General features: G+C 67.6%; 14 protein-coding genes. 9 read left to right on the top strand and 5 right to left on the bottom strand.

The genetic code is table 11. The features are described from left to right. Window positions 1-111 precede the first annotated feature (111 nt). Both BM228_RS06160 and BM228_RS06155 read left to right on the top strand, forming a co-directional pair. Window positions 112-1,275, top strand: coding sequence for a glycosyltransferase family protein (locus BM228_RS06160; protein WP_092038337.1), 1,164 nt, complete (start codon window positions 112-114; stop codon window positions 1,273-1,275). Window positions 1,276-2,025: 750 nt separating this feature from the next. After that, a complete protein-coding gene (locus BM228_RS06155; RefSeq protein WP_092038169.1) occupies window positions 2,026-2,853 on the top strand; it encodes a LuxR C-terminal-related transcriptional regulator in 828 nt (275 codons plus the stop codon). Window positions 2,854-2,968: 115 nt separating this feature from the next. On the opposite strand, the gene BM228_RS06150 is transcribed toward BM228_RS06155, so the two are convergent. Beyond that, window positions 2,969-4,324 carry a UDP-glucose dehydrogenase family protein gene (locus tag BM228_RS06150; RefSeq protein ID WP_092038167.1) on the bottom strand — a complete coding sequence of 452 codons (1,356 nt, stop codon included), beginning with the start codon at window positions 4,322-4,324 and terminating at the stop codon, window positions 2,969-2,971. A gap of 356 nt (window positions 4,325-4,680) precedes the next feature. Here BM228_RS06150 and BM228_RS06145 point away from each other — a divergent pair, with 356 nt between their 5' ends. Together BM228_RS06145 and BM228_RS06140 are read left to right on the top strand one after the other, a co-directional pair. Continuing rightward, window positions 4,681-4,902 carry a DUF6894 family protein gene (locus BM228_RS06145; RefSeq protein WP_092038166.1) on the top strand — a complete coding sequence of 74 codons (222 nt, stop codon included), beginning with the start codon at window positions 4,681-4,683 and terminating at the stop codon, window positions 4,900-4,902. A gap of 70 nt (window positions 4,903-4,972) precedes the next feature. After that, complete coding sequence (locus BM228_RS06140; protein WP_092038163.1) at window positions 4,973-5,200, top strand: hypothetical protein; 228 nt, start codon at window positions 4,973-4,975, stop codon at window positions 5,198-5,200. Window positions 5,201-5,259: 59 nt separating this feature from the next. Here BM228_RS06140 and BM228_RS06135 read toward each other — a convergent pair whose 3' ends face one another. Further along, window positions 5,260-6,957: a methyl-accepting chemotaxis protein gene (locus tag BM228_RS06135; protein WP_092038161.1), complete on the bottom strand. Its 1,698-nt coding sequence runs from the start codon at window positions 6,955-6,957 to the stop codon at window positions 5,260-5,262. Between the two features lie 465 nt (window positions 6,958-7,422). On the opposite strand from BM228_RS06135, the gene BM228_RS06130 reads away from it, so the two are divergent. Together BM228_RS06130 and BM228_RS06125 are read left to right on the top strand one after the other, a co-directional pair. Next, window positions 7,423-7,728, top strand: a complete 306-nt coding sequence (locus BM228_RS06130) for a hypothetical protein (RefSeq protein WP_244537035.1) — start codon at window positions 7,423-7,425, stop codon at window positions 7,726-7,728. Window positions 7,729-7,901: 173 nt separating this feature from the next. After that, window positions 7,902-8,210 carry a hypothetical protein gene (locus BM228_RS06125; RefSeq protein ID WP_092038158.1) on the top strand — a complete coding sequence of 103 codons (309 nt, stop codon included), beginning with the start codon at window positions 7,902-7,904 and terminating at the stop codon, window positions 8,208-8,210. A 21-nt stretch (window positions 8,211-8,231) separates the two neighbouring features. On the opposite strand, the gene BM228_RS06120 is transcribed toward BM228_RS06125, so the two are convergent. After that, a complete protein-coding gene (locus tag BM228_RS06120; RefSeq protein WP_092038335.1) occupies window positions 8,232-9,257 on the bottom strand; it encodes a glycosyltransferase family 2 protein in 1,026 nt (341 codons plus the stop codon). A gap of 201 nt (window positions 9,258-9,458) precedes the next feature. Between BM228_RS06120 and BM228_RS06115 the strand changes: the two genes are divergently transcribed. Further along, window positions 9,459-10,295, top strand: a complete 837-nt coding sequence (locus BM228_RS06115) for a glycoside hydrolase family 16 protein (protein ID WP_092038333.1) — start codon at window positions 9,459-9,461, stop codon at window positions 10,293-10,295. A gap of 203 nt (window positions 10,296-10,498) precedes the next feature. Here the strand turns inward: BM228_RS06115 and BM228_RS06110 are convergent, their stop codons facing one another. Next, window positions 10,499-11,236: a sugar transferase gene (locus tag BM228_RS06110; RefSeq protein ID WP_092038157.1), complete on the bottom strand. Its 738-nt coding sequence runs from the start codon at window positions 11,234-11,236 to the stop codon at window positions 10,499-10,501. 202 nt (window positions 11,237-11,438) lie between these two features. Between BM228_RS06110 and BM228_RS34540 the strand changes: the two genes are divergently transcribed. After that, a complete protein-coding gene (locus tag BM228_RS34540) occupies window positions 11,439-11,591 on the top strand; it encodes a hypothetical protein (protein WP_167367673.1) in 153 nt (50 codons plus the stop codon). Between the two features lie 347 nt (window positions 11,592-11,938). Beyond that, window positions 11,939-13,075, top strand: coding sequence for an acyltransferase family protein (locus BM228_RS06105; protein ID WP_092038155.1), 1,137 nt, complete (start codon window positions 11,939-11,941; stop codon window positions 13,073-13,075). Between the two features lie 3 nt (window positions 13,076-13,078). Here BM228_RS06105 and BM228_RS06100 read toward each other — a convergent pair whose 3' ends face one another. Next, the gene (locus BM228_RS06100) at window positions 13,079-14,317 is read right to left on the bottom strand and encodes an acyltransferase family protein (RefSeq protein ID WP_167367672.1); all 1,239 of its coding nucleotides are present in this window, start codon (window positions 14,315-14,317) and stop codon (window positions 13,079-13,081) included. Window positions 14,318-14,499 lie beyond the last annotated feature (182 nt).

Raw genomic sequence — 14,499 nt, 5'->3', positions numbered from 1 at the left:
GCCGCGCCAGCGCTCGTCTCATCGCCGTTCGAAGGGCAGCCGACCGACAGTCTCACACCCTCTCACGGTCAGGGGTTTTGGTGGGATGGCCGTCGCTTGGTGCGGCACGCCATGATGCAGACCCAGCCTCAAGCGGCGGTGCTCGGCCGGGTCGCCTTCTTCGGCCATGACCGGATCGAGCCGACCATCCGCAAGCGGGTCGGGGCCATCCGGGATACCGGCTGGTCGGTGGTCGAATACATGTTCGTGCGGGCGCGGACCGGCCTCGCCGATCCCGTCATCGCCGGTGACATCGTCTCCCTCGGGCAGACGGTGGACCGGCATTACGGCAAGCGGCTGCCGCTCCTCGCCCTCGGGATCGCCCGGGCGCTCACGCGGTGGCGCGACCTGCGCGCCGCCGACGTGGTCTATGTCCGAAACCTCGACATGGCCCTGGTGGCCTGGGCCTCGGCCCGGCTCGCGGGCAGCCGCGCGCCGCTGGTCTACGAGGTGCTCGACATCCAGCGGCTGATGGTGCGGCCGGGCCGGGTCGGGCGGATCGCCCGGGCGGTCGAGCGCTGGATCCTGCGCCGCAGCGCCCTCCTGGTCGTCAGCGCGCCGGACTTCGTGACCCGCTATTTCGAGCCGGTCCAGGGGTTTTCCGGCCCGTGGCATCTGCTCGAGAACAAGGTGATGGCCCACCGCCTCGCCGAGGTGGCGCACCGGCTCGATCGCCGCCGCGTCGCGGGTCCGCCCTGGGTGATCGGCTGGTTCGGGACGCTGCGCTGCCGCCGCAGCCTGACCATCCTGGCGGCGATCGCGCGGGCGCTCGGCAATTCGGTGCGGATCGTCATCGCGGGCCGGCTCTCGGAGGAGGATATCGACCCGCAGGTTTTCGCCGCGACCCTGAGCCGGCATCCGAACATGACGTTCCGCGGCCCCTACGCCAATCCGGGCGAGTTGCCCGACATCTATGGCGGCGTGCACTTCAGTTGGGCGGTCGATTACTTGGATGACGGCCTGAATTCGGACTGGTTGCTGCCGAACCGGCTCTACGAGGGCGGGTTGTGCGGGGCGCTGACGCTGGCGCGCGCCGAGACCGCCACCGGCCGCTACGCCGAGGCCGAGGGATTCGGCTGGGCGTTCCCGGAACCGCTGGAAGAGTCGGTGATCGCGTTCCTGCGCAACCTCGACTGCGCGACCTACGCGCAGAGGCAGGGCGGCCTCCTCGCCTGCGAGACCTCGAAATTCGTGGACGTCCACGGCATGCGGGACCTGCTGGCGCGGGTCGCGTGACCGGCCCCGCCCGCGCGAGGGCGGTGCGGCGTGGGCGGCGGCGTGATCCGCGCCCAAATGCCAGGCCTCTGCAGGTCGGCGAATCCCCCCAATCCGAAACCGGCGGCGCGGGCGCTATCGGCACTGATTCGCCGGCGAATCACCGCGTCCGGGCCGTCGCGGGGGCCCGTGGCCTCGACCGTCCTGCAAAATCTGTCCCTATACGCCGGCCAAACGGCGAAAACTGTTCTTTGAGGCGGCAAATCGACAGAGACCGGCCAGCATTCCAGACTCGAAGCTGAGCAGGCAAAATAGAACGGCGAAGACTGATTCCGACAACTGAATTCGGCTCTCGGAACGGTCGGTCACGCCGCCGAAAACACAGCAGCCACCGGATCGATATTTTTTCCGGTCAAACCTTCCGGTCGATCATCGCGATACGGGCGCAATGCCCCGATGAGCGGCGACACACAGGGAAAGACTTCACGAAAGCGCGGCAAGATCTAACGAGGACGCCGCCGCCGATTGGAGGTTCTGCTACGTACGTAGTTCGAGACTGAATTAACCTGCGTAGAAATTTAATCAAATAGGCGCGTATGGGGTATTTACAGCGCATTTTACGAAAGTTAGCATTATATCCACGGTCATCGAGAGCCACCCAATAAGGCGCCAGATCGACCGTAATCCGCCAGTGTCACGCCGATGGCGAGTTCATTGGGTTCCCACGCCCTCGTCTGACAATGGGCTTCCTGCGAAAGGAGGTAACTTCTTATGGCCAGTCTTGGTACTCGAGACGAGCGCGTCATCGTTGAGCGGGACACTCTCCAGAGCCGTAATGGCTTCCCGGGGGTGCAGGGCGGTGACGGTCCGGCCGTCATCGAGCAGCGGGACCCGATCCTGATCCGCACGAACCGCATCGTCATCATCGATCGGCGGCAACTCGTCGGCCGATGCCTTGCCGCCTCCCTCCGGGAAGCCGACAAGGATACGGTGTTCGAAGTCTTCCCGGACATCGAGTCCTGGAAGCGTCAGACCCCGTTCGCGGCCGCCAACGTGGTCGTGCTGTGCCGGCCGGACGGCAACCTGTCGGAGACCGAGTGGGCCGAGATCACCCGGGAGCTGGCGCTGCTTCAGGGCGAGGTCGACGCCCCGCCGGTGGCGGTCATCTCGGATGGGGAGAACCTCGACCAGATCGTGCGCACCATCAAGCTCGGGGTGAAGGGCTACATCCCGACCACGACCTCCGTCGACATCGCGCTGCAGGCGCTCCAGCTCGTCCAGGCGGGCGGCGTCTACATCCCGGCGGAATGCCTGTTCCCGCTGCTGGCCAGCATCAAGGTCGAGGAGCCGGTCGAGGCCGGCGAGGACGAGATCTTCTCCCCCCGCCAGCTCTGCGTCGCCCGGGCCTTGCGCAAGGGCACGCCCAACAAGATCATCGCCTACGAGCTGAACATGTGCGAGAGCACGGTGAAGGTTCACGTCCGCAACATCATGAAGAAGTTGAAGGCGAAGAACCGGACCGAAGTCGCGTACCTGACCAACAAGTATTTCTTGCGCGAGGATTCGAGCCTGGCCAGCGTGAAGGCCCCGGCGGCCTGATCGCCGCCCGAAGACGACCGGACCACAAAGAGCCGTGCCCGATCCGCCGTGATCGGGCACGGCTCTTTGTTTTGGGCCGCCCCAATCGCCTGATCCGGCGACCGGGGCGGGTGCTTCAGCCGGCGACGAGGCGCGGCCGGGCGGGCTCCTGCGCCGCGGCCGCCGGCGCCTCGGCGCGGCCGATGCTGGTGTACGCGAAGCCGTGCAGCCGGGCTTCCTCGGGCCGGTAGACGTTGCGCAGGTCCACCAGGATCGGCGCCCGCATCGTGGCGTGCAGCCGCGCCAGATCCAGCGCCCGGAAGGCGTTCCACTCCGTGACGATCACCAGGGCGTCCGCGCCCTCCGCGCAAGCGTAGGGATCCTGCGCGAAATCGACCCCGGGCAGTAGCGGCCGGGCCTGCTCCATCCCCTCCGGATCGTAGGCGCGGACCTGGGCGCCGGCATCCTGCAGGCCGGCGACGATCGCGAGAGAGGGCGCGTCGCGCATGTCGTCGGTGTTCGGCTTGAAGGTCAGGCCCAGCACCGCGATCGTCTTGCCCCGCACCCCGCCGCAGGCCCGGATCACCTTGCGGGCCATGCCGCGCTTCCTCTGGTCGTTGACCGCCACCACGGTCTCGACCAGCCGCAGGGGCGTGCCGGCATCCTGGGCGGTCTTCACCAGCGCCAGGGTGTCTTTCGGGAAGCATGAGCCGCCATAGCCCGGCCCCGCGTGCAGGAACTTGCCGCCGATCCGGTTGTCGAGACCCATGCCGCGGGCGACCTGCTGCACGTCGGCGCCGACCTGCTCGCAGAGGTCCGCGATCTCGTTGATGAAGGTGATCTTGGCCGCCAGGAACGCGTTGGCGGCATATTTGGTCAGCTCGGCCGTGCGCCGCGAGGTGACCAGGATCGGCGCCTGGTTGAGGTAGAGCGGCCGATAGACCTCGCGCATCACCGCCTCGGCCCGGGGATCCTCGGTGCCGACCACGATGCGGTCGGGGCGCTTGAAGTCCGAGATCGCCGCGCCCTCGCGCAGGAATTCGGGGTTCGACACCACGGCGAAATCGGCATCCGGCCGGATCTCGCGGATGATCCGCTCGACCTCGTCGCCGGTGCCCACAGGAACCGTCGACTTGGTCACCACCACGGTGAAGCCGGTCATCGCCCGGGCGATGCTGCGGGCCGCCTGATAGACGTAGGACAGGTCGGCGAAGCCGTCGCCCCGGCGGGACGGCGTGCCCACCGCGATGAACACGGCGTCTGCCTCCGCGACCGCCGCCTCCAGTTCGGCCACGAAGGACAGCCGGTCCTGGCGGACGTTCTCGGCGACCAGCGCGCCGAGTTCGGGCTCGAAGATCGGGATCTGCCCGGCCTTCAGCGCGTCGATCCGATCGCGATTGCTGTCGACGCACACGACCCTGTGGCCGAAATCGGCCAGGCACGCCCCGGAGACCAGCCCGACATAGCCCGACCCGACCATCGTGATGTTCATGCTTGCCGTGTCCTTGCCTTGTCCTTGCCTCGCCGCACCGCGAACGCTTGGACATCTTCTGTCTACGGCGAGGCCGTCGCGGCGGCACCTCAGGAGTTAGGCGTAGGGGCGGTCGGCGGGACGGGGTAGGGCGCGGCCCCGGTCCGGCAGAGCGACCCGGACGCCCCGAATACCGGCCGGATACCTCCCAGGGCTTAGGCCCCGGGAATCCCGCGTTGTTCCTGACGCCGGCGTGAGATCAACCAGCCTAAAAGCTAAGTCTTTTTCTCTCCTTTTAGGGCTGGATGTCGGAGGGTTTAGGCGGGCAAGATCATCAGGCCGAACTCGCTCGGGGACTTTGGCCAAGGAGAGTCCATTTGGCCGCACGCTTCTACTTCGAGCTGGCGAACGCCGAGATCACGTTCCACGACACGACGGGCGTCGAGGCCGCCGACCTGGCGGAGGCCCTGTTCGAGGCGCGCAGTGTCATCGCCGAGATGGCCGACGAGATCGCCGACGAAAATCCGGGACCGCCCTGGACGCTGCTCGTGCGCGACGAGGCCGGATGGCTCGTCGGACGCCTCCCCGTCCGGAAATGAGCACCGCGCGGTTTACCAGTTGTTAACTCTTCGTTCGGAGGATCGGGCCAGCCTTCGATCGCGAGCAGCCATGGCCAGACCGACCTCGTCGTCCCCGCAGGATCAGCACGCCGCGGCGCTGGCGGATGCCACCGCCACCGACATGGCCGCCGCCGCCCAGGCCCTGGCCCGCGCCGGCGATCCCGCGACCGCCGAGGCGCTCCGCACGATGGCCCGGCACAACCGGATCCTGGCCCTCAAGCTCCGGGCGATGCAGGGCCTCGCGCAGGACCGGATGGGCCTGGCGCGGATTTTCTGATTGCGGCAACCTGGGGTCTTCCAGGCCCGGACGACCGTCGCGCTCTCACCCCAGCCCGGTCACGCGGCCCGCAAGGTGGCCAGGAAGCGATCGACCTCGGCCGAGAGCCGCTCCGACTGGCGCGACAGGCCGGTGGCCGCCGAGAGGACGTTGCCGGCCGCTGCGCCGGTCTGCTCGGAGGCGTCCGCGACCCCGACGATGTTGCCGGTCACTTCCTTGGTCCCGGCAGTCGCCTGAGCGATGTTGCGCACGATCTCCTGCGTCGCCGCCCCCTGCTGCTCCACCGCCGCGGCGATCGAACTGGCGACCCCGTTGATCTCGCGGATCCGGTTCGTGATCGTGCCGATCGCGCCCACCGCCTCGCCGGTCACCCCCTGGATCCGGCCGATCTGACCGGCGATTTCTTCGGTGGCCTTGGCGGTTTGGCCGGCCAGTTCCTTGACCTCGCTTGCCACCACGGCGAAGCCGCGCCCGGCCTCGCCGGCACGCGCCGCCTCGATCGTAGCGTTGAGCGCCAGCAGGTTGGTCTGCGCCGCGATCGCCGAGATCATCTGCACCACGTCGCCGATCCGGTTGGCGGCCGCGCTCAGCTCGGCCACCAGGGCCGCGGTCTGGTCGGCCTCGCCCACCGCCCGCTGGGCCAGGTCGGTCGAGCCCTGCACCTGCCGGCCGATTTCCTGGATGGAACTGCCGAGTTCCTCGGTGGCGGCCGCGACCGTATTGACGTTGACCGCAGCCTCCTCGGCCGCGACCGCCACCGCACCGGATTGGGTACCGGCCTCCTGGGCGATATCCGTCATCACGCGGGCGGTGGCCTGCAGCTCGGTCGCCGAAGACGCGACCTGCTCGACAATGCCGGCGACCGCCTGCTCGAAGCTCTGGGCCAATTCCAGCCGGGCGCGCCTGCGCTCGGCGGAGGCGGCGGCCTCGACGGCCCGCTTGCGCTCGGCCTCCTCGGCGGCGCTGCGGGCGACGCTCGCCTTGATGCGCTCGACCGCGCGCCCGACCGAGCCGATCTCGTCGCCCCGCCGCGCCTCCGCGATGGTGGCGTCGATCTCACCCCTCGCCATGCGCTGCAGGACGGCGACGAGGCTGCCGAGCGGTCGCGTCACGCCGAATACGATGATGACGGCCGAGAGCGCGAGAGCGATGAGCAGGCCCGCCGCCGCCGAACCGATCAGGACCAGCCGGGCCTGCGCGGCCGCAGCCTCCGTCGCTTTCTTCCCGTCGGCGAGCCGTGCATCGACCCGGTCCTCGTAGATCCGCGACGTCTGTTCGAATCGCTTGGCGACCTCACGGCTCGTCACCATGGCCAGTTGGGTCGCGGTGGCACGATCCTTCCCAAGGGCGAGAACATTGGATTTATCGAGAACGTCGTAATACTCACGCGTGATCTTGCCGATATCGATCAGAAGATCACGAACCTCCTGCTTCAATGAGCCCGCAGCGAGGCTCTCGATATTGTCGGCCGTGCGCTTCACCGAGTCACGAAAGGTTTTCTCGAACTCGGGAAGCTCGCGCTCCGGCTGACCAATGAGGATGTTACGGTTCATCAGGCCGGCCGTCTGGAAATCCTGGCGGACCTGCGCGAACGCTTCCAGGCGCGCGACGTAATAGTCGACCAGAATGTGATTCCGCTCCGTAATGTCACCCAACATACTGAGTGTATAATAGATTGTCCCCGCGCTCACGAGCGCCATGATAAGGATCGGAAAGGACATCTTGTATACAATTTTGCATTTTTCCAGGATCAACATAAGAGATTTCTTTTCCAGAGACTGATGCCCATAGACTACAATCCTAAAGTTGCGTCAATCAAGTGGCTTGACACGAGCATTTGTCTTGAGTAATTCTTTGCCGTCTCTGCACAGAGATATGATTTTAACATTCGATGTCGCTATTTATTACAGGACAGGCGTACTACTTATAGGTGGATATTCGATTAGAGCCCAATTTATCTAAGAATCATGATGGCAGTCCATGCATGGCAGGGCTGAAAAATTCATGGTCCAAGGCTCGGCCGATTGACGCCTCGGGAGATGCAGCCTCCAAATCTCGATCAGGCGCATTGCCGCGACGGAATCAATATCCGCCTCGCTCATGCGGACGCTAAACGGCTGAAAATTCAATAAAAATACGGACAAAAGTTTTTTTCTTGATTGTCCGCGACCAAACAGACTGCTAGATTTGCAACAGAGCGCTTGACAGGGAATTCACCCGCCGTGCCCCCCACACAGAGTGAGACCAGCGAACTAAGCGCAAGTCTGGCGCTCGATATGGTCGGCCGCGCCTATCTCGCTCTGGCCCTCCTCTACGAGACCGCGCATCCGGGCGAGTTCGAGGGCATCCAGCAGAAGATTCGCGCGTTCGTCGAGGACAATTTCCGCATCATTCAGGAGACCGGCGGCCGCGAAACTCTTGCCGCCGGGACGGTCGAGGGCGCGGCCCATCTTGTGAACAGCGTCCTGGTCGAGGTCGAAAACAAGATCGCCACCATGATCCGGCCGAGCCGATACATGCAGGGCTGAAGTCGCCGCGCGGATTAACGCCGCCGAAGACCCGACTGTTGCAGTTGAGCCATGAGCCCGCGCTAAATCTCGCGCCGCGCTTCGACGACGATAATTGCCATGACTGAAAGCGTCGACAGTGTTGATAGAGCATGTTACGCCCCGATAAGAGCGGAAATTAGTTTATTGGCGCGATGAAGAGCAGCGATGATTGCGACCGGGGCTCACACAGTGCGGATGTTGCACTCGAGGTTTTGGTGCGCGCCTATCATGCCTTGGCAGTCGTCTATGAACTCTCGAATCCCGGGGCCTATTTGGCCCTTCATGGGAAGATGATGCCGTATCTGCTGGACAGCTTTCGCGATGCGCAAGCCGTGCAGTCCAGCGACCCTGAGAGCACCGAATTATTCAGTGCCGCGCTGGAGCGGGTGCGCTGCGCGCTCGATGACGTGCAATGCGACGTGTCAGCCGTCCGGACGCAGAACGGCGCGCGCGATCACTGACGAGCCCGTCCGGCAGCGCGACTATCGCGCCGGCCGCAAGACCTGCCCCGGCCCGAGCAGGAGGCGCGGCGCCGCATCTCCCTCCGGACCACGGGCCGGAACGAACCGCGCCAGCTTGGCGTCCAGGGTCTCCGAGAGGATGTGCCGCCACGCCCTCGGCGCTTGGAGCAGTTCGCGGAACGCCGCCGTGTAGCCGTGCGAGTGCCGACGGTCGAGGACGCGCCGGTGCTGCCATTTCCGCATCGTGGCGTCGCGATGGGCCCGAAGCGCCTTGCGGGCCGCCGCACTGAGCCCCGACCGGGCGAGCATCGCGTCGTCGAAGGTGATGATCGCCCCCAGATCGTCGGTCCGGTGCTGCGCGCTCAGCGAGTCCGCGCGCTCGATCGCCACGTAGCCGCAGGGCGCCGTCACGGCGAACACGGCGCCCGCCGCCAGAGCCTCGACGTAGAGGGCGTAATCCTCGCCGAGCCGCAGCCGCTCGTCGTAGCGCAGGCCGTGGCGCTGCAGGAACGAGCGCCGCATGATCGGCTTGAGGAACCCGAGTTCCCGCCGGTGCTCCCGCGCCCGCCCGATATTGCCGGCGACGAAGGCCTCGAGCGAGAGACGCTGCGGCTGGCCGGGCCCGGTCACGAGGCCGGCGACGGCGGCCGCCGCGTTGCCCCGGACCAGGACGATGTCGTCGGCGATGAAGTCCCAGGTGCGGGGGGCGGCCAGGAGCCGGCCCAGGCGCCCGTCGAGAAAGTAATCGTCGGCGTCGAGGACACAGAGCAGCCGCGCGGTCGCCACCGCCAGGGCGGCGTTGCGGGCCGCCGCCGGCCCGGCATTGCGCGTCAGCCGCAGCAGCTTCAGCCGGCCCGAGCCGTCGCCGGCAGCCTCGGCGGCGGCGCTGGTCCGGTCCGTGGAGGCGTCGTCGACGACGATGACCTCCGCGACCTCCGGCTGGCGCAGCGCCGAGGCGACCGCGGTCGCGATGGTGGCCTCGGCGTTGCGCGCCGCGATGATGACGCAGACATCCGCTCCGTCGGTCTGGGCCTGGACGCTTCGCACCGGACGACTCCAAAACGCCTTCGGCCGGCGGGGCCGGACGACCATCCCGCAGGCTAAGCGGACCGCGCGCGGGGCGCGAGATCGTCCAAAAGGAGGGCTCGGGCGCCGGATCCGCTCGTCCGAAAGATCACGGCTCCGTCGACCGATCGCGCCGATACTCCCGCCGGACGCCCCGAATTCTCTACCGGCGAGGCTATGAGCATGACGAGACCGCGCCACCCGATCCGCCGCGCCTGCCTGGCGACGGCCCTGCTGCTGCCGGTCCTGCCGGCCGCAGGCGGGGACAAGGCCGCTCAACCCACCGGCGACGCGCCGGCCTTCCGGGGCGGCGGCTCCTTCGTGGAGACGTTTTCCACCCTCGGTGACCGGCGCTGGTACATCTCCGACGGTTGGGTCAACGGCGACTTCCAGAACTGCACGTGGTCGCGTCAGCGCGTCCAGATCCCGACCTCCGGGGAACTGACCCTCACCCTGTCCGACAGCCCCTACAAGGAGCGCGCCTTCACCTGCGCCGAGATCCAGACCAAGGAGCGCTACGGCTACGGCACCTACGAGGTCCGGATGCGGGCGGGCGCGGCCTCCGGGCTCGTCTCGGCGTTCTTTACCTATAACGGTGCGGAGGACGGCGACCGCCGGACCAACGACGAGATCGACTTCGAATTCCTGGGCAAGGACACCAAGGGCGTCCAGCTCAACTACTTCACCGGCGGCACCGGCCAGCACGAGACCATCGAGAGCCTCGGCTTCGACGCGGCGACGACCATGGCCGATTATGCGCTGGAATGGCTGCCCGACCGTCTCCGCTGGTCGGTCAACGGACGGCTGCTGCGCGAGGTGCGGGCCACCCCCGACCGGCCGATCCCGTCGCATCCCGGCAAGATCATGCTCAGCCTCTGGATGGGCCAGGGCGCCGACTTCGTCTCCTGGCTCGGGCCGGCGAGCTACCCGGGCCGGCCGATCACCGCCACCTTCGAGCGCGTCGCCTTCACGAAGCTGGGCGATCCCTGCGGTTTCAAGGGCTCGATCGTCTGCCGGTAGGGCCGTTTGCCCGGGATGATGGAAACGGTAACGATCCGTTAACCATTTCCCGGCAGGCTCAGGTCTCGCGGTCACTGCGGGGCCAAACGATGTCCGGGTTCAGCCTTCTCGTCGCGCTGTATGCGGTCGGCTTCGTCGAGTTCTGGCGCCTGTGCCTCGTGGCGCCCCTGGAGACCGACGACCCGGCCTGACGGCCGCGCGTCTCAGCGGCTGCCGCGCTGGCGGAGAACCGCCGGGACGGTGCGCAGCATGATCGCGAGATCCCGGCGCAGGCTCCAGCGGCTGGCATAGTCCAGGTCGAGCGCCACGCGCTCGGCATAGGTCGTGTCCGAGCGGCCGGAGACCTGCCACAGCCCGGTTAGCCCCGGCGGGACCGAGAAGCAGGCCGCGAACGCCGTGCCGTAGCGCGCGACCTCGCTCTGCACGATCGGGCGGGGCCCGACCAGGCTCATCTCGCCGCGCAGCACGTTCCAGAGCTGGGGCAGTTCGTCCAGCGAGGTCTTGCGCAGGACTTGGCCCAGGGGCGTCACCCGGGGATCCCGGGTCAGCTTGTGCGTCGCCTCCCATTCGACCCGGGCTTCCGGATGCGCCGCGAGATGCGCGGCCAGGACCGCGTCGCCGTCCGGCACCATGGACCGGAACTTCAGGCAGCCGAAGGAACGCCCGTGCCGGCCGAGCCGCGCGTGCCGGAAGATCGGCGCGCGGCCGTCGCTGCCCCAGATCAGCAGGGCGATGAACAGCAGCAGCGGCAGCAGGAGACACAGGGCTGTCAACGCGACCGCGGTATCGAGCCCCCGCTTCGTCGTCCAGCTGAGCCGGAACCCGAGTCGCGCCGGGGACGCCGCCGGCAATGTCTTGACCAACGCTTCGTTGATCGTCTCGACCATATGGTGCGGCGACGAAGGGGTGATGGAGGGGGGTGTCCCAACCGGGCGCAGCATGGCGGCGGCTCCTCACTCGGTGCGAAAGGTGCAACAGGCAGTGCGAGATGCGATCGAAACCCGGGATTTCACGCGGCCGCACAAGGCGTCGCCAGGACTGAGCAAATATTGGGCACGTGAATGTCTGAAGATGTTGGCACACCTGCAGACATGCGAGATACAACTGCCTCGAGACGGCCGAATCACCAGTGGAGATAAGTAATTGCTGGTCCTACTGGTCTTCGCCGCCCTGATCGGGGGCGCGATCGGCTTCGCAGCGGGCCTGCTCCAGGGCTGGCTGGCCGCGCTGCTGGCGGCCCAGGCCGGAGCTGCCATCGCCGTGGGCTTGGTCGTCCTGCTCGGGATGCGCCGGTGAGCAGCCGTCCCATCCCGGTTCGGGCGGATCGAGCATCCGGTCCTAGGGCGCTCAAGGCAGCGACGCCTCGAGGCGGCCTGCGGACCGCATGGCCGCAAGATCTCGAATTGTCCGTGGACCGGCGTATGTGAGCGATGGCCGTTCACATCAGTGTTCCACCCGGATTCGGACGGGCCATCGCGATCATACCCCACTTCGATATTGTTAAACAACCCTAAACAGGAACGCGCTAACGCCGAATACAGCAATGTGGCAGATGATCGGGTGGGTTCGCCTACGCCGATCGAGGTAGGCCGACCTCGCACCGGGTCGGCCTACACAGCGGGACCGAATCGGACGAGGCGTGCATGGTCCCGTTAGAGCTTCGTCCCGAAAGGTGGTCGCCGGCTTTCGGAAAGCGACGCTGCGATGCCGGCGAGCACCGCATCATCGGGTTCGACGGCCTGCGGGCCGCGGCCTTCCTGATGGTCTTCGTCAGCCACAAGGTGCCGAGCCCGCGAACCGAGCCGGTCGGCAGCGCCGGGGTCTGGCTGTTCTTCGTGCTTAGCGGCTTCCTGATCGTCCGCATCCTGGCGGCGTCCCGGGCGCGCATCGAGGCCGGCGCCGCGACGCCGATGGACAGCCTGCGGGCGTTCTACCGGAACCGATTCGCCCGCATCGTGCCGGTCTATTACGTGTTCCTGCTCGCGCTCTACACGACCCCGCTGGGCCGCTCGCTGAACCTCGGCGACGAAGCGTTCAAGCTTTCGACCTGGCTCTACGGGACGAACTTCTATGTCGAGCGCCACGGCTGGGGGACGGAGCTCGGGCATCTCTGGAGCCTGGCGGTCGAGCAGCAATTCTACCTGCTGTTCGCACCGGCGGCTCTATTCCTGCCGCGGCGTTATCTGGGGGCTTTGTGCGGCGCGCTCATCGGCGCCAGCGTGCTGATGCATGTCGCCCTGTGGTCGGCCGGCGCTTGGCCGGTGAGCTTCGACGTCGACACCGTCGTCAATCTCGGGCTGATCGCCCTCGGGGGACTGGCCGGGCTGCGCGCGGCGCCCCTGCCGGGATGGCTCCGAAGCGATGCCGCGATGGTCGGCACGCTCGCCCTGTTCATGACCCTGCCGCCCCTGGTCGGGGAGATGGATCGGTGGCTGGTGGTCGGACGCCTGAGCGGGCTGCTCGCGGCGCTGCTGCTGCTGCAGATCGTGCAATCCCCGGAAAGCCGCACGGTCGCGCTCCTGGACAGCCCCTGGCTGCGCCGGATCGGCGTGATCAGCTACGGCGCCTACCTGTTCCACGTGCCCCTGCACGCGGAGATGGTGCTGGCGGCCCTCGGGCTGCCGCTCGCCGCACCCCGGCCCGTCACCCTGGCGCTGGACCTGGCTCTGACCCTGCTCCTGGCGGAAGCCTCGTGGCGGCTCCTCGAATCCCCCGCCCGCCGGATCCTGCGGGCACCGACGCGGGCGGCCCGGCGCCCCGCACTGATCAATCCCCTCTAGACGTCAGGGTTTCACAAGGTCCGGGACCTTTTGCGGGTGCAGGGCGGCGCCCTGCTCCATCGGGGCTCCGCCCCGATACCCCGCCAAAGGGCTCGCCCTTTGGAAACCGAGTCTCGTCCCTGCGAGGGCCGCCACGGTGCGGCTCGCGATCCGGCCGAGCCCCTTGCGGGCGCGCAGGCTCGGCCGCTCGATGCCGTGCCACGATACGGCAGCGACAAGGATCGTCGGGCCGATGGCGAGCAGGACCAGCGACGTCACCGAATCGATCTGCGGGACCAGGAGAACCACGACGTTGAGGACCAGGCAGTGGTAGAGATACAGGCCGTATGAGTAATCGACCTTGTACGGCCCGATCCTGCCGCCGAAATCCGTGACGCCGATCCAGACGGCGATGTAGGCCAGGCACAGCCCCGACAGGGCCGGATCGACGAGATGCCACCGGTCCGGGCCGAGCCAGTGGGCGAGGCCGCTTCCTGCCAGCGCCGCCGCGAGCAACCGGCCGTCACGGGGCACGGCATCGCGCCAGACATAGAGCAGGCAGCCGCAGAGGAAGGCGGCGAACAGGATCGCGCCGCGACCGAGGAAGACCAGGCGGAACAGCCCGTTCCGCGCGAACAGGGGCAGCAGGCCGAGGGCCTCCAGCAGGGCGGGCGTGACCGCGAGCGTCACCGCCACCGCCAGGAGCAGCCGAGGCCGCCGCAGGAGCCCGACACTGATGAGGCCCGCCATCAGGCCGTAGCAGGCGAGCTCGTAGGCGAGGGTCCAGAGGGCGGCGTTGACGATACCGGGCTGCCCGTTCTGGGTGAAGACCCCGGGAAGCTGCCCACGGAACAGGCCGATGCTGTTCGCGCCGTACTGCCACACCGCCGGCTGCGCGAAATAGGCGGCTGGGCCGTAGGTGGAAACCATCGGGCCGACGACGAGGGCCGTGACCAGGCTCACGGCGGTGAGGGCGGGCAGGATCCGCAGGGCCCGGTTGACCAGGAACGGCCCGACCGGGAGCCGCGACGCGCTTCCGGCGACCAGAAAACCGCTGACGCCGAAGAACAGCGGCACGAGGCTGTGGGTCAGGGGCGTGAGCGTGTCGGTCCAGAGCGTGCTCCTCACCGTGGCGCCGGCATGAAACATCATGACCAGCAGCGCGAGCACGAGCCGCAAGCTGTCGAAGCCGCCGCCATACCCGCCGCCGGCCGCGAGCGCGCCGCCGATCGTCCGTTCGCGACGGGCCACCTGATGAAGCATGATCGGGCCTCGCACGGACGCGGCAGGATTCGGCGCCTGCGAGACATGCCACCGGTTCGCCCGCGGCGAAGGGCGGTCGCGCCCGCGCAAAAGGAGGGATCCCGCGCTCCATAGGCTGGCCATGGGCCATCCTTGGCGGGAGCCGGCCTCCTCCGAAGGACGTAGCGGGCCGGGGGTTTGCG

The sequence above is a fragment of the Methylobacterium pseudosasicola genome, from assembly GCF_900114535.1.
Lineage (GTDB): Bacteria > Pseudomonadota > Alphaproteobacteria > Rhizobiales > Beijerinckiaceae > Methylobacterium > Methylobacterium pseudosasicola.
Note: the sequence above shows the minus strand (reverse complement) of the source record. Positions and strands in the feature narration are given on the sequence as shown.

Bases quoted from the DNA above. Each gene is read 5' to 3' on its own strand.
- BM228_RS06160 (WP_092038337.1), top strand. From the start codon at position 112: ATGATGCAGACCCAGCCTCAAGCGGCGGTGCTCGGCCGGGTCGCCTTC.
- BM228_RS06155 (WP_092038169.1), top strand. From the start codon at position 2,026: ATGGCCAGTCTTGGTACTCGAGACGAGCGCGTCATCGTTGAGCGGGAC.
- BM228_RS06150 (WP_092038167.1), bottom strand. From the start codon at position 4,324: ATGAACATCACGATGGTCGGGTCGGGCTATGTCGGGCTGGTCTCCGGG.
- BM228_RS06140 (WP_092038163.1), top strand. From the start codon at position 4,973: ATGGCCAGACCGACCTCGTCGTCCCCGCAGGATCAGCACGCCGCGGCG.
- BM228_RS06135 (WP_092038161.1), bottom strand. From the start codon at position 6,957: ATGTTGATCCTGGAAAAATGCAAAATTGTATACAAGATGTCCTTTCCG.
- BM228_RS06125 (WP_092038158.1), top strand. From the start codon at position 7,902: ATGAAGAGCAGCGATGATTGCGACCGGGGCTCACACAGTGCGGATGTT.
- BM228_RS06115 (WP_092038333.1), top strand. From the start codon at position 9,459: ATGACGAGACCGCGCCACCCGATCCGCCGCGCCTGCCTGGCGACGGCC.
- BM228_RS06110 (WP_092038157.1), bottom strand. From the start codon at position 11,236: ATGCTGCGCCCGGTTGGGACACCCCCCTCCATCACCCCTTCGTCGCCG.
- BM228_RS06105 (WP_092038155.1), top strand. From the start codon at position 11,939: ATGGTCCCGTTAGAGCTTCGTCCCGAAAGGTGGTCGCCGGCTTTCGGA.
- BM228_RS06100 (WP_167367672.1), bottom strand. From the start codon at position 14,317: ATGCTTCATCAGGTGGCCCGTCGCGAACGGACGATCGGCGGCGCGCTC.